The following is a 12,684-nucleotide window of genomic DNA, read 5'->3' on the forward strand; positions in this document are numbered from 1 at the left end:
CTTGGCTTCATCCATACAAAAGCGGAGCCCGCAAGCCAAGTCCGAAAACGGACTAAATCGGACTTGGCAACAGGCCGCTTTGGGTGCCGTCCGTCAGTCGGTCAGGCGCTGTTCCGTCAGACGGACCCAGTAGGAGATGCCGAAGGGGATCGCCTCGTCGTTGAAGTCGTAGGCGGGGTTGTGCAGGTTCGGCGTCTGGCCGTTGCCGATCATGATGAAGGCGCCGGGGCGGGCGTTCAGCATGAAGGAGAAATCCTCGCCGGCCATGGAGGGCGCGTAGTTCCTCTCGACGTTTGCCTCGCCGGCCACTTCGCTGGCGACATTTGCGGCGTGGTCCGTCTCCGCGTCATGGTTGACGGTGACGGGATAGTTGCGCTGGTAATCGACCTCGGCGCTGCCGCCATGGGCTGCGGCGATGCCTTCGGCGATCGCCTTGATCTTCGCTTCCGCAAGCGACCGGTTCGCCTCCGAGAGGGTGCGGACCGTACCGTTGAGGATTGCTTCATTCGGAATGACGTTGAAGGCGAAGCCGGCGTTGAAGCGAGTGACCGACACGACGATGGAGCTCAACGGATCGGTGTTGCGCGCGGCAATCTGCTGCAGACCGGAGACCACCTGAGCGCCGATGGTGATCGGATCGATAGCCTTGTGCGGCTCCGCGGCGTGACCGCCGAGGCCCTTCACCGTGATCGTGAACTGGTCGGTCGCCGCCATGATTGGACCCTTGCATATCGCGAACTGGCCGACGGGAATGCCCGGCATGTTATGCATGCCGTAGACTTCCTCGATGCCGAAACGCTCCATCATGCCGTCCTGGACCATCAGGTTGCCGCCGCCGCCGCCTTCTTCCGCCGGCTGGAAGATGACCGCGACATTGCCGTTGAAGTTGCGGGTCTCTGCGAGATACTTCGCGGCGCCGAGCAACATGGCCGTATGGCCGTCATGGCCGCAGGCGTGCATCTTGCCCTGCACCTTCGAGGACCAGGGCTTGCCGGACACTTCGTCGAGCGGCAGGGCATCCATGTCGGCGCGCAGGCCGATCGTCCGTCCCGACGTGCCCCTGCCGTGGATGAGGCCGACGACGCCGGTCCGGCCAATGCCCTGAACGACTTCGTCAACGCCGAATGCGGTCAGCTTCTCAGCGACGAATGCGGCAGTGTCATCGACGTCGAACATCAGCTCGGGCTGCGTATGCAGATGGCGGCGCCACTCGGTGACCTCGCGTTGAAGATCGGCAACCCTGTTGAGTATCGGCATTGTCTGGACTCCGGCAAATCGACGAGTAAACGCTTTTGTTATCAGGCGGGCCGCCCCCCGGCAATTGACCTTTGGGGCCGTCTTTGCCATTCATATGGGCCTCGTGCCGGGCCGTTTGAACCGCCCCGCAATGGAAAAAATCGCGCTATCAAGCTCAATAGTCCGGGAGGAACCGTGTCCTCATACAATCGCATGCAAACGGCAATCCGGTATTTCGTCGGTGGCCTCGTCGCCACTGTCATGGCTCTGGCGGCGGGGGCCGCATGGGCCAATCCGTCGATCCTGGTCGACGCCTATACCGGCCGCGTGATCGAGCATAAGGACGCGTTCCAGAAGTGGTATCCGGCATCTCTGACCAAGCTGATGACGGCCTATGTCACTTTCGACGCGCTGAAGGCCGGCGAACTGACCCTCAACAGCGAAGTGGTGATGAGCCAGCATTCGGCCTCGCAGCCGCCGAGCAAGATGTATTTCAAGCCCGGCCAAAGACTGACGCTCGACAGCGCGCTGAAGATCATGCTGGTGAAATCGGCCAACGATATCGCCGTGGCGGTTGCCGAGACCGTCGGCGGCAGCGAGCCCGCATTCGTCAACCGGATGAATGCCGAAGCGGCCAAGCTTGGCATGACCTCGACCCACTTCATCAATGCCAACGGCCTGCCGGGCGATGGCCAGTACACGACCGCGCGCGATCTCGCGCTGTTGACCCTCGCGCTGAAGCGGAACTTCCCGCAATATGCCGGCTACTTCAAGATCGAGGGCATCAATACCGGCAAGCGCACCTATGGCAATTTCAATGCCCTGATCGGCCGCTTCAAGGGCGCCGATGGGATGAAGACCGGCTATATCTGTGCCTCGGGCTACAATCAGGTGTCGTCGGCGACACGCGACGGCCGTTCGGTGATTTCCGTCGTCCTCGGCACGGAAAGTCTGGCGGCAAGGGCCGAGCGCTCGGCAGACATGCTGACGGCCGGCCTCAGTGCGCCGTCTGGCGCCGGAGTGCCGCTGATGTCGATGGCGCCGGATGTCCCTGCGACCAATCCGGTTGCCGATATCTCGCAGCAGATGTGCGATCCGAAGGCGCGGCGCGCCGCATCCGAGACGAGCGACGGCGACAGCGATAGCAAGTCGCCCTATCTTCTTCCCATGGATCATCAGCCGAACTACGTCTTTGCCGGGCTCCTGCCCGGCGGGGACCCGGCGCCGAAAATTGCCAATGTTCCGGTGCCGATCCCGCGACCGGCCCTCTAGACTGACGGAATAGCACCATGCCCCTGACCATACCGGTCTCCATCGTCACCGGCTTCCTCGGTGCCGGCAAGTCGACCCTGCTCAACCGGATCCTCAAGGATCCGGCAATGAAGGACACGGCAGTGATTATCAACGAGTTCGGCGAGGTCGGTATCGACCACATGCTTGTCGAGACGTCGGACGATTCCGTCATCGAGCTCGCCAATGGCTGCCTGTGCTGCACGATCCGGGGGGAGCTTGTGGATACGCTCGCCATGCTGGTCGAGGGTGTGCAGACCGGCCGCATCGCGACGCTGAAGCGGGTGGTGATCGAGACGACCGGGCTTGCCGATCCGGCGCCGGTGATGCAGGCCGTCATCGGCAATCCGGTGATTGCGCAAAATTTCGTGCTCGACGGTGTCGTCACGCTCGTCGATGCGGTCAACGGACTGTCGACGCTCGATCGGCATTCCGAAGCGCTGCGACAGGCGGCGGTCGCCGATCAGATCGTGCTCTCCAAGATGACGCTGGCCAGCGCCGATCAGGTCGCTGCCCTCAAGACCAGGCTACAGGCCATCAACCCGCGGGCGACCATGGTCGACGGAGACAGCGCCGACGCTGCCCGCGCCGCGATCCTAGCGAACGGGCTCTACGATCCTGACACCAAGATCCCGGATGTCGGGCAGTGGCTGCAGGCCGACGCCGACCATGACCACGATGACCACCATCACCACGGGCATCACGGACACCACCACCATCATGAGCATCACCATGACGTCACCCGCCATGGCGATACGATCCGCTCCTTCTCGATCGTCCACGACGAGCCGATCGATCCGATGGCGCTGGAGATGTTCGTCGATCTCCTGCGGTCGGCTCACGGTCCGAAGCTCTTGCGCATGAAGGCGATCGTGCATCTCAAGGACAATCCGGATCGACCGCTGGTGCTGCACGGCGTTCAGGAAATCTTCCACACGCCCGTACGTATGAAGGCCTGGCCGGAAGGCGCCGAGCGCAAGACACGCATGGTCATGATCACCGACGGGCTGGAGGAGGCGTTCGTGCGCGAACTCTTCGATGCCTTTACCGGCCGGCCGCAGATCGACCGGGCCGATCGCCAGGGGCTGGAAAACAATCCGCTGGCCGTGCCGGGCATGAAGTTCTGACCTTGGTCAGCCCTTCCTGATACGGAAGCGATGTCCGCCATCCGCCTTTTCGGAGGCAACCAGCTCGTGGCCGTCCTCGTTGCAGAAATGCGGGATATCGATGACGGCGAGCGGATCGGTGGTTTCAATCGTCAGTTCCTCGCCGGATGCCATTTCGCCAAGCCGCCGGCGCGTCTTCAGGACGGGCAGGGGACATTTCAGCCCCCTGAGATCGTAGACCGTTTCGGGCGTGTCGCCGCTCACTTCGTGAACCAGCGTTTCCAGAACGGCTTCTTGCCGTCCGCATCCGCGACGTCTGAGGGCGCGGGCGCGGTCGTCTGTGCCTCGGGCGCTGCCGCCTGCGCTTGCGGCGGTGGAAGCTGGGGAACCGGAACCGAGGTCGTTGCTTTCAGGGCCGCCGTTGCCTCATCGGCCTGTTCCTGCGCTTCCTGCTTGGCTTCCAGGTCTTCGACCTTCATCAGCTTGCCAGCCTTCAAGGCCGAGCCGGTGGGCGCATAGGCGAGATCGCGGCCCTTGCGTTGCTCCGCAACCAGGGCCTTGCGCTCGGCTTCGGTCGGATCATACCAGACGAGGCCGTCATATTTGCGCAGCGCCTTGGCATAGGCGACGTCGTAGGTCTTGTTGTAGTCGGCGAGGGCAGCCGAGAGCGCCGGCGGCGTGCTCATCGGCGGGCAGGCGCCCGTCGAGCTGAACGACGACCCTTCGGCGGGTTGCTGGTTGAAGACGTATTTCTTCTCGCAGACATTGACCTCCGGCGGGCGCTTGGTGACCTCGAACTGGTCGTAGCCGACCTTCAGCATGTTCCAGAAGCCGATATACGGGCTCATGCGATGGCGGGCCATGTTGTCCGGCGTCATGCGGAAGGGGAAGGCCTGAAGCTGGATCGAAGTCTGGCCGCCGGCGAAAGCGTCGCGGGCAAAGCCGAAGATTTCGAGGATCTGCGCATCCGTCATCGAGTAGCAGCCGGACGACGAGCAGGCGCCGTGGATCATCAGGTTGCTGCCGCTGCGGGCATTTGCCCGATCATAGGTATTCGGATAGCCGGTGTTGATCGCTAGGAAATACTTGGAATAGGGGTTCAGATTGGCGCGTGTCAGGGGATAGAAGCCTTCGGGCGCCTGACGGTCGCCTTCCTTGACCTTCGGACCCAGGCGTCCCGACCAGGCGCAGATGGAATATTCGGCGATCTTGTCGAAGCGATTGTTGGTCTTCGCCTTCCAGATTTCCAGCACACCTTCTTCCTTGAAGATGCGGATCATGATCGGCGAATTCTTGGGCATATCCTTCGCCGCCATGCGGTTGAGGATTTCCTTCGGCAGCGGATGATCGACCTTGTCCTTGATGCCCGAGACATCGAGGACATCCGAGGAATTGTTGCAGCCGGCAAGAAAGGCTGCCATCAGCATTACGGCAATGAATTGCCTGTTGGCCATAATCGGTCGCTCACAGAATGTGTTTCGGCAGATCCCTGTCGCTGCCGGTTTTGTGCCCCGGATATTATCCGACTTATGCTTCACAAAACCTTACCAATATCGCTGCCTGCCGGCACGATTGACGGTAAGATTGTGTCGATATCATGAATTATGGCGGCTATTATTGCCATAATTCATCTACGCATCACAGCTTAGAGATTGCGGCCGATGGCCAGGTATTTCTGGCGCCGGTCGTTGCGCACCTGCTCGGGCGACAGGGCGGAAAGCTCCTGCAGCGCTGCGGCAATCGTATCGCCAGCGGAGGCGATGACCGTTTCGGCGTGGCGATGGGCGCCGCCGATCGGTTCCGGGATGATGCCGTCAATGATGCCGAGCGACTTCAGGTCATCCGCCGTGATCTTCATGTTGGTTGCAGCTTCCCGGGCGCGGGTCGAATCGCGCCACAGGATGGATGCCGCGCCTTCCGGCGAGATCACCGAGTAGATGGCGTGCTGGAGCATGTAGACGCGGTTGCCGGTGGCGATCGCGATCGCGCCGCCGGAGCCACCTTCGCCGAGGACGACGGAGACGATCGGCACCTTGACGTTCAGGCACATTTCCGTCGAGCGGGCGATCGCTTCCGCCTGGCCGCGTTCTTCGGCGCCGACGCCGGGATAGGCACCGGCCGTGTCGATCATGGTGATCAGCGGCAGATTGAAGCGGTCAGCCAGTTCCATGATGCGGATCGCCTTGCGGTAGCCTTCCGGACGGGGGCTGCCGAAATTGTGCTTCAGGCGCGACTTGGTGTCGCTGCCCTTTTCCTGGCCGAGAATGGCGACCGGCTGGCCGCGGAAGCGTCCGAGGCCGGCCTGGATGGCGGCGTCTTCCGCAAACTTGCGGTCGCCGGCGAGCGGCGTGAAGTCTTCGAACAGCGCTGCGGCGTAGTCGACGAAGTGGGGACGCTGCGGGTGGCGGGCGACCTGCGTCTTCTGCCAGGCGGTGAGATTGGTGTAGATCTCGGACATCGCCTCCTGCACGCGAACCTCGAGGCGGCCGATCTCGTCGCTCGTGTCGATGCTTTCGTCTTCTTCTGCCAGCTTCTTCAGTTCGAAAATCTTGCCTTCCAGATCGGAAATCGGCTTTTCGAAATCGAGATAATTGTGCATCAGTCGGGTCCGGTTTCTCAATGTCCGTGCCGTTCGGCCGGTATGGGCCGAGCTTTCTGACGGTCCTAATCTAGATTTTTCACCCGTTTGGCAAGGGGGTGATGTGTTTCCACAAGGTCGCGCAGCCTTTCCTCCAGTACGTGAGTATATATCTGCGTGGTGGAAATGTCCGAATGTCCGAGCAATTCCTGCACGACGCGCAGGTCCGCGCCGTTCTGCAGCAGATGGCTGGCAAAGGCATGGCGCAGAACGTGTGGCGATAGCGCGGAGGGCGGCAGGCCGGCGCGGATGGCGAGGTCCTTCAGGTCACGGGCAAACACCTGGCGCGGCAGGTAGCCGGCCTTTCCCGAAGACGGGAACAGCCATTCGGAATCGTCCTCGCGGCCTACCGCAGCGGCCTCCTGCCTGCGGGCTGAGGCATAGGCGCGCAACGCCCTGATCGCCGCCTGCGACAGCGGAACGACGCGTTCCTTGTTGCCCTTGCCGCGGATCATCAGGAAGCGGCCTTCGTGATCCAGTACCTTAGCCGGCAGTGACACGAGTTCGGTCACGCGCATGCCGGTCGCATAAAGAAGCTCGAGCAGGGCCAGCAGACGGCGACGCTGCAATTGTCCGGGCCCTTCGGTCTCCGCCTCTTCGGTCGCTTGGTCGATCAGGCGCGTGACATCGTCGACGCTCAGGATTTTCGGCAGGGAGAGGTTCTTCTTCGGCGCGTCGAGAATGCCCGTCGGATCGTCGTCGCGCAGACCCTCGGCATAGAGGAACTTGTAGAACTGGCGCAGACAGGAGAGGTGGCGCGCCTGGGTGCTCGGCTGGAAGCCGGCCGCCGAGAGCGATGCCAGATAGGCGGACAGATCCTCCGTCGTCGCCTCGGCGATGCGCGCGCCGCGCGCTTTCAGGAAAGCATGCAGACTGTCGAGATCGCGCTGATAGGAGGCGAGCGTATTGACCGCCGCGCCGCGTTCGGCGCTCATCATCTCGAGGAAGGATTCCATATGGGCGCGGCCGAGATCCCTCATGGCTTGTCGCGCTCGCTTTGCGGCTTCAGGAGATCGGGCGGGACATCGACGGATATCTGCCTCGGCGCCGGCTCGACCAGGACCGTCAGAGCAAACATCGCCGCGTAGATCGATCCCGCGATAACCGCAATGATGAAGATCAGCCGGGTGAGGGTAGGCATTCAGACGTCCTCTAGGTTCATCACCTTATGGATAAGCCGGCAGCCGATCGCAAGGCAGGTGTGGTCCAGTCCCTGTCTTTTGACGCAGAATGGCTTGACGCTTGCTTTACATTTGTCGATACCGTGATGAAATTTTGCCAGAAAAGCGTGATGACCGAGCTTCAAACACCCGTCGCCGAGACCCTTCGTGACAAGGCCCTGAAAGCCATTGGCGGACGGAACCTCATTCTGGTCGGTCTGATGGGGGCGGGCAAGTCCGCCATCGGTCGCATGGTCGCAGCCGAACTGGGCATTCCCTTCATCGATACCGACCATGAAATCGAAACCGTTTCACGCATGACGATTGCCGAGCTTTTTGCCGCCTATGGCGAAGACGAGTTTCGCGCGCTGGAAACGCGCGTGGTCGGGCGCATCCTGCAGGACGGGCCGCGCGTGGTCTCGACGGGCGGCGGCGCCTTCATCAATGAAAGAACCCGAGAGGAAATCCGCAACGCCGGTCTTTCGGTCTGGCTGAAGGCCGACCTTGAAACGCTCTGGGAGCGGGTCAACAAGCGCAGCCATCGTCCATTGCTGAAAACCGAGAACCCGAAGCAGACGCTCGAGAAGCTGATGGATAGCCGCTATCCGATCTATGCGCAGGCGGATATCACCGTGGTCTCCCGAAACGTCCGCAAGGACGTCATGACGCGCGAAGTGCTGAAGGCGGTTGCCCGTCTGAACAAGGAAAATTGCACCGATGAGTGAACTGAAATCCGTCCGCGTTCCGCTTGGCGACCGGTCCTACGACATCCTCATCGGCGGCGGCCTTCTGGCCGATGCCGGCAAGCGGCTGGCGGAACGGATCAAGGGCCGGCGCGCGGCGATCGTCTCCGACGAGCATGTTGCGCCGCTCTATCTGGAGATGGTGAGCGCCGGCTTGAAGGCCGAGGGTTTCCAGGTTTTCCCGATCATCATGCCGGCGGGCGAGAAGACCAAGAGCTTCGAGCATCTGGTGACCGTCACGGACGCGTTGCTGGATGCGCGCATCGAGCGCAACGACGTTGTGATCGCTCTTGGCGGCGGCGTCATCGGCGACCTTACCGGCTTTGCCGCGGGCATCATCCGCCGCGGTGTGCGGTTCGCGCAGGTCCCGACGTCCCTTCTTGCCCAGGTGGATTCCTCCGTCGGCGGCAAGACCGGCATCAACACCCGGCATGGCAAGAACCTCGTCGGCGTCTTCTACCAGCCCGATCTGGTGATTGCCGATACCAGCGTGCTCGACACGCTGAGCGAGCGCGAGTTCCGTGCCGGTTATGCCGAAGTCGCCAAGTATGGCCTGATCGACAAGCCGGACTTCTTCGCGTGGCTGGAGACGAACTGGCGCGAGGTTTTTGCGGGCGGTCCGGCACGCGCCGAGGCGATCGCCATCAGCTGCCAGGCCAAGGCGGACGTGGTAGCCGCCGACGAACGCGAAAACGGTCAGCGCGCGCTCCTCAATCTCGGCCATACCTTCGGCCACGCACTGGAAGCGGCGACGCAGTATGACAGCCGACGGCTGGTGCATGGCGAAGGGGTCGCCATCGGCATGGTGCTGGCGCATGAATTCTCCGCGCGGATGAACCTTGCAAGCCCGGATGCCGCATCCCACGTTAAGGCGCATCTGAAAGAGGTGGGACTTCCGACCGTCATCCAGGACATTCCCGGCGCGCTGCCGCCGGCCGACGTGCTGATGGACGCGATCGCGCAGGACAAGAAGGTGAAGGCCGGCAAGCTGACCTTCATCCTGACGCGCGGGATCGGCCAGTCGTTTGTTGCAGATGACGTTCCCGCCTCCGAGGTCTTGAGCTTCCTGAAGGAAAAACACCCGTCATGACATTCGAAGGCATCATCGCGGCACTGGCAGAACACTGGATGACCATCTCCGCCATCCTGGTGCTGATCATCGCGTCTGCCTTTTTCTCCGGTTCCGAGACGGCCCTGACGGCCGTGTCGCGCGCCCGCATGCACTCGCTGGAAAACAGCGGTGACGTGAAGGCCGGCATGGTGAACTCCCTTATCGAGCGGCGCGACCGGCTGATCGGCGCGCTGCTGATCGGTAACAACCTCGTCAATATTCTCGCCTCGTCGCTGACCACAAGCCTGTTCCTGGCGCTGTTCGGGGCTTCGGGCGTCGCGATTGCGACGGTCGTCATGACGACGCTTCTGGTCATCTTTTCGGAAGTGCTGCCGAAGAGCTGGGCGATCTCGAGCCCGGACCGTTTCGCGCTCGCGGTTTCCACGCCGGTGCGCTTTCTGGTGGCCGTGATCGGTCCGCTGTCGGCGGGCGTCAACATGATCGTCCGCTTCATCCTCGGCCTGTTCGGGCTGACCCTTTCTGCCGACCATTCGATGTTGTCGGCCCATGAGGAACTTCGCGGCGCCGTCGACCTGCTCCACAAGGAAGGCTCGGTGGTGAAGGCTGACCGCGACCGTCTCGGCGGCGTTCTCGACCTCGGCGAGCTGGAAGTGTCCGACGTCATGATCCACCGCACCGCCGTTCGCGGGGTCAATGCCGACGACCCGCCGGAGGTGGCGGTCAGGACCGTTCTGACGAGCCCTTACACCCGCATGCCGCTGTGGCGCGGTTCGGCGGAAAACATCATCGGCGTCGTGCACGCCAAGGACCTGCTGCGCGCGCTTGCCGAAGTCGAGGCGGATTCGTCCAAGGTCGACATCGTCAGGATCGCCCAGAAGCCGTGGTTCGTGCCGGACAGCACCAACCTCAAGGACCAGCTGAACGCCTTCCTGCGCCGCAAGGTGCATTTCGCCGTCGTGGTCGACGAATATGGCGAGGTGCAGGGTATCGTCACGCTTGAGGACATTCTGGAAGAAATCGTCGGCGACATTGCCGACGAGCACGACCTTGAAATCTCCGGCGTGCGCCAGGAAGCCGACGGATCCATCGTGGTCGACGGCTGGGTGCCGATCCGAGACCTCAACCGGGCGCTCGACTGGGAGCTTCCGGACGAGGAGGCGACGACGATCGCCGGTCTGGTCATCCACGAATCGAAGACCATCCCGGAAGAGCGGCAAGCCTTCACCTTCTACGGCAAGCGTTTCACCGTCATGAAGCGCGAGAAGAACCGGATCGTCCAGCTGCGAATCCGCCCGATCGAGGACGCCGAGGTCATCAAGTAAGGGACCCGGTGCTCACCAGCGGGTCGGTTCGCCCGGCGCTGCCGGCTCGATCGCGAGCGCATGCAGCCCATCGTCGATCTCGCTCTTGAGCGCGTCCGTGACGGCGCGGTGGCGGGCAATGCGCGTCATGCCAGCGAAGGTTTCCGCGACGATCCGCACGCGAATGTGGGTTCCCGCAGTGCCGTCCATGCCTTGATGGCCGGCGTGCTGGTGGCTTTCGTCGATCACCACCAGCCGCTGCGGCGCGAAGGTTCGGGTCAACGTGTCTTCGATACGGTCTTTTCTGGTCGTCATCGTTGGTTTGTCCTGGATTCGGTATTCGTCCGGCGGCCGGCGAAAAGGGCAGGCACAAAGCCAGCAACAAAGCGTTTTGTCAATTCTTGCCGCGGTCCATGCGGCGCACCATAAAGGGTATCATGAGGCTCGATTCAAAATATTTCGACAAGGTTCGCACGCGGCGCAAACGGGCGCCGGAACCGGACCAGTCCGTTCCCACCTGCCAGTGGGACGGCTGTGACCAGAAGGGTACCCACCGGGCGCCGGTCGGGCGTAATGCCGAAGGCAAGTTCTTCCTGTTCTGCTTCGAGCATGTGAAGGAATACAACAAGGGCTACAACTACTTCTCCGGCCTTTCGGACAGCGAGATCGCGCGCTACCAAAAGGAGGCGATCACCGGCCACCGCCCCACCTGGACGGTCGGCGTCAACAGCGCGGTGCGGTCCAGCCCGCTGCATGGTTCGACCAGGTCCGGGAGTGCGGCTTCGTTCGCGCGGGTGCGAGATCCGTTCGGCTTCGTCAACCAGGGCGGCCGGGAAAGCCGTTTCGAACCGCGCCAGCGCAAGTTGAAAACGCTCGAAGCCAAGGCGTTCGATACGCTGGAGCTTTCCGCCAACGCGCAGGGGCCGGATATCAAGCGGGCCTACAAGGAACTGGTGAAGAAGCACCACCCTGACGCAAATGGTGGCGACCGTGGCTCGGAGGAAAGATTTCGTGCCGTGGTACAAGCATATCAATTGTTAAAACAGGCTGGCTTCTGCTAAGCGAACACGATACGAAAAAAACTTGGCACATGAAGTTTGAGATGTCGCAGCCGAGTGTCTCCCGCCCGGCATGGAGTTACGATGAGCAAGACTGAATATGATTATGCAAACCTGCCCGACACAACCGTTTCGGTCAGGGAAGTTTTCGGCATTGACACCAACCTGCGCGTTCCTGCCTACACGAAGGGCGATGCCTACGTGCCGGACGTCGATCCGGACTATCTCTTCGACCGCGAAACGACGCTTGCCATTCTCGCCGGCTTTGCCCACAACCGCCGCGTGATGGTCTCCGGTTTCCACGGCACCGGTAAGTCGACCCATATCGAGCAGGTCGCGGCCCGCCTCAACTGGCCTTGCGTGCGCGTCAACCTCGACAGCCATGTCAGCCGTATCGACCTCGTCGGCAAGGACGCAATCGTCGTTCGCGACGGAATGCAGATCACCGAATTCGTCGACGGCATCCTGCCCTGGGCCTACCAGCACAATGTCGCGCTCGTCTTCGACGAATACGACGCGGGCCGTCCGGACGTCATGTTCGTCATCCAGCGCGTGCTGGAATCGTCAGGTCGCCTGACGCTGCTCGACCAGAGCCGCGTCATTCGCCCGCACCCGTCGTTCCGCCTGTTTGCCACCGCCAACACGGTCGGCCTCGGTGATACGACCGGCCTCTATCACGGCACGCAGCAGATCAACCAGGCGCAGATGGACCGCTGGTCGATCGTGACGACGCTCAACTATCTGCCGCACGAGAACGAAGTCGATATCGTCTGCGCCAAGGTGAAGAGCTTCCAGACCGGTAGCGGCCGCGAGACGGTGTCGAAGATGGTTCGCGTCGCCGATCTGACGCGCGCGTCCTTCATGAACGGCGACCTGTCTACCGTCATGAGCCCGCGCACGGTCATCACCTGGGCAGAGAATGCCGAGATCTTCGGCGACGTCGCCTTTGCGTTCCGCGTCACCTTCCTCAACAAGTGCGACGAGCTGGAGCGGACGCTGGTGGCGGAACATTACCAGCGTGCCTTCGGCATCGAGCTGAAGGAAAGCGCCGCGAACATCGTGCTCACCGCCTGAGAAAGG

At 62.2% G+C, this 12,684-nt stretch carries 14 protein-coding genes; 7 read left to right on the top strand and 7 right to left on the bottom strand.

Features of this window, described 5'->3' with window-relative positions:
• Positions 1-93: 93 nt before the first annotated feature.
• Positions 94-1,257: a M20 aminoacylase family protein gene (locus NN662_RS04010; RefSeq protein WP_261929024.1), complete on the bottom strand. Its 1,164-nt coding sequence runs from the start codon at positions 1,255-1,257 to the stop codon at positions 94-96.
• Positions 1,258-1,449: 192 nt separating this feature from the next.
• On the opposite strand from NN662_RS04010, the gene NN662_RS04015 reads away from it, so the two are divergent.
• Positions 1,450-2,508, top strand: a complete 1,059-nt coding sequence (locus tag NN662_RS04015) for a D-alanyl-D-alanine carboxypeptidase family protein (RefSeq protein ID WP_410010960.1) — start codon at positions 1,450-1,452, stop codon at positions 2,506-2,508.
• 17 nt (positions 2,509-2,525) lie between these two features.
• Positions 2,526-3,653, top strand: a complete 1,128-nt coding sequence (locus tag NN662_RS04020; RefSeq protein WP_261929025.1) for a CobW family GTP-binding protein — start codon at positions 2,526-2,528, stop codon at positions 3,651-3,653.
• Positions 3,654-3,659: 6 nt separating this feature from the next.
• Here the strand turns inward: NN662_RS04020 and NN662_RS04025 are convergent, their stop codons facing one another.
• The 5 genes from NN662_RS04025 to NN662_RS04045 form a co-directional block, all read right to left on the bottom strand.
• The gene (locus tag NN662_RS04025) at positions 3,660-3,896 is read right to left on the bottom strand and encodes a sulfurtransferase TusA family protein (protein WP_261929026.1); all 237 of its coding nucleotides are present in this window, start codon (positions 3,894-3,896) and stop codon (positions 3,660-3,662) included.
• Positions 3,893-5,086 (bottom strand): murein L,D-transpeptidase family protein, encoded by a 1,194-nt coding sequence (locus NN662_RS04030; protein ID WP_261929027.1) that lies wholly within the window; start codon positions 5,084-5,086, stop codon positions 3,893-3,895. Before NN662_RS04030 ends, NN662_RS04025 begins: the two co-directional genes overlap by 4 nt.
• Before the next feature lie 191 nt (positions 5,087-5,277).
• On the bottom strand, positions 5,278-6,231 hold the full coding sequence (locus NN662_RS04035; RefSeq protein WP_261929028.1) for an acetyl-CoA carboxylase carboxyltransferase subunit alpha: 954 nt from the start codon (positions 6,229-6,231) through the stop codon (positions 5,278-5,280).
• A gap of 65 nt (positions 6,232-6,296) precedes the next feature.
• The gene (gene xerD / locus NN662_RS04040) at positions 6,297-7,250 is read right to left on the bottom strand and encodes a site-specific tyrosine recombinase XerD (RefSeq protein ID WP_261929029.1); all 954 of its coding nucleotides are present in this window, start codon (positions 7,248-7,250) and stop codon (positions 6,297-6,299) included.
• Positions 7,247-7,411 (bottom strand): histidine kinase, encoded by a 165-nt coding sequence (locus tag NN662_RS04045; RefSeq protein WP_261929030.1) that lies wholly within the window; start codon positions 7,409-7,411, stop codon positions 7,247-7,249. Before NN662_RS04045 ends, xerD begins: the two co-directional genes overlap by 4 nt.
• A 150-nt stretch (positions 7,412-7,561) precedes the next feature.
• On the opposite strand from NN662_RS04045, the gene NN662_RS04050 reads away from it, so the two are divergent.
• From NN662_RS04050 to NN662_RS04060, 3 genes are read left to right on the top strand one after another with little or no spacing between them, the layout of a single operon-like run.
• Positions 7,562-8,155, top strand: a complete 594-nt coding sequence (locus NN662_RS04050) for a shikimate kinase (protein WP_261929031.1) — start codon at positions 7,562-7,564, stop codon at positions 8,153-8,155.
• Entirely contained in the window at positions 8,148-9,263 is a 1,116-nt protein-coding gene (gene aroB / locus NN662_RS04055; RefSeq protein ID WP_261929032.1) for a 3-dehydroquinate synthase, read from the top strand. The genes NN662_RS04050 and aroB overlap by 8 nt, the downstream gene beginning before the upstream one ends.
• Positions 9,260-10,567 carry an HlyC/CorC family transporter gene (locus tag NN662_RS04060; RefSeq protein ID WP_261929033.1) on the top strand — a complete coding sequence of 436 codons (1,308 nt, stop codon included), beginning with the start codon at positions 9,260-9,262 and terminating at the stop codon, positions 10,565-10,567. Before aroB ends, NN662_RS04060 begins: the two co-directional genes overlap by 4 nt.
• 12 nt (positions 10,568-10,579) lie before the next feature.
• Here NN662_RS04060 and NN662_RS04065 read toward each other — a convergent pair whose 3' ends face one another.
• Positions 10,580-10,861 carry a BolA family protein gene (locus NN662_RS04065; protein WP_261929034.1) on the bottom strand — a complete coding sequence of 94 codons (282 nt, stop codon included), beginning with the start codon at positions 10,859-10,861 and terminating at the stop codon, positions 10,580-10,582.
• A 122-nt stretch (positions 10,862-10,983) separates the two neighbouring features.
• On the opposite strand from NN662_RS04065, the gene NN662_RS04070 reads away from it, so the two are divergent.
• Both NN662_RS04070 and cobS read left to right on the top strand, forming a co-directional pair.
• On the top strand, positions 10,984-11,607 hold the full coding sequence (locus tag NN662_RS04070) for a J domain-containing protein (protein ID WP_261931856.1): 624 nt from the start codon (positions 10,984-10,986) through the stop codon (positions 11,605-11,607).
• An 81-nt stretch (positions 11,608-11,688) separates the two neighbouring features.
• Entirely contained in the window at positions 11,689-12,678 is a 990-nt protein-coding gene (gene cobS / locus NN662_RS04075) for a cobaltochelatase subunit CobS (protein ID WP_261929035.1), read from the top strand.
• Positions 12,679-12,684 lie beyond the last annotated feature (6 nt).

The organism is Rhizobium sp. NRK18 (assembly GCF_024385575.1).
In the GTDB taxonomy this organism is placed as follows: domain Bacteria; phylum Pseudomonadota; class Alphaproteobacteria; order Rhizobiales; family Rhizobiaceae; genus JANFMV01.

What these genes read in the sequence shown, in the direction of transcription:
- xerD (WP_261929029.1), bottom strand. Translation starts at nt 7,250, where the DNA reads ATGAGGGATCTCGGCCGCGCCCATATGGAATCCTTCCTCGAGATGATG.
- NN662_RS04070 (WP_261931856.1), top strand. Translation starts at nt 10,984, where the DNA reads ATGAGGCTCGATTCAAAATATTTCGACAAGGTTCGCACGCGGCGCAAA.
- NN662_RS04045 (WP_261929030.1), bottom strand. Translation starts at nt 7,411, where the DNA reads ATGCCTACCCTCACCCGGCTGATCTTCATCATTGCGGTTATCGCGGGA.
- NN662_RS04050 (WP_261929031.1), top strand. Translation starts at nt 7,562, where the DNA reads ATGACCGAGCTTCAAACACCCGTCGCCGAGACCCTTCGTGACAAGGCC.
- NN662_RS04065 (WP_261929034.1), bottom strand. Translation starts at nt 10,861, where the DNA reads ATGACGACCAGAAAAGACCGTATCGAAGACACGTTGACCCGAACCTTC.
- NN662_RS04015 (WP_410010960.1), top strand. Translation starts at nt 1,450, where the DNA reads ATGCAAACGGCAATCCGGTATTTCGTCGGTGGCCTCGTCGCCACTGTC.
- NN662_RS04030 (WP_261929027.1), bottom strand. Translation starts at nt 5,086, where the DNA reads ATGGCCAACAGGCAATTCATTGCCGTAATGCTGATGGCAGCCTTTCTT.
- NN662_RS04060 (WP_261929033.1), top strand. Translation starts at nt 9,260, where the DNA reads ATGACATTCGAAGGCATCATCGCGGCACTGGCAGAACACTGGATGACC.
- aroB (WP_261929032.1), top strand. Translation starts at nt 8,148, where the DNA reads ATGAGTGAACTGAAATCCGTCCGCGTTCCGCTTGGCGACCGGTCCTAC.
- NN662_RS04020 (WP_261929025.1), top strand. Translation starts at nt 2,526, where the DNA reads ATGCCCCTGACCATACCGGTCTCCATCGTCACCGGCTTCCTCGGTGCC.
- NN662_RS04010 (WP_261929024.1), bottom strand. Translation starts at nt 1,257, where the DNA reads ATGCCGATACTCAACAGGGTTGCCGATCTTCAACGCGAGGTCACCGAG.
- cobS (WP_261929035.1), top strand. Translation starts at nt 11,689, where the DNA reads ATGAGCAAGACTGAATATGATTATGCAAACCTGCCCGACACAACCGTT.
- NN662_RS04035 (WP_261929028.1), bottom strand. Translation starts at nt 6,231, where the DNA reads ATGCACAATTATCTCGATTTCGAAAAGCCGATTTCCGATCTGGAAGGC.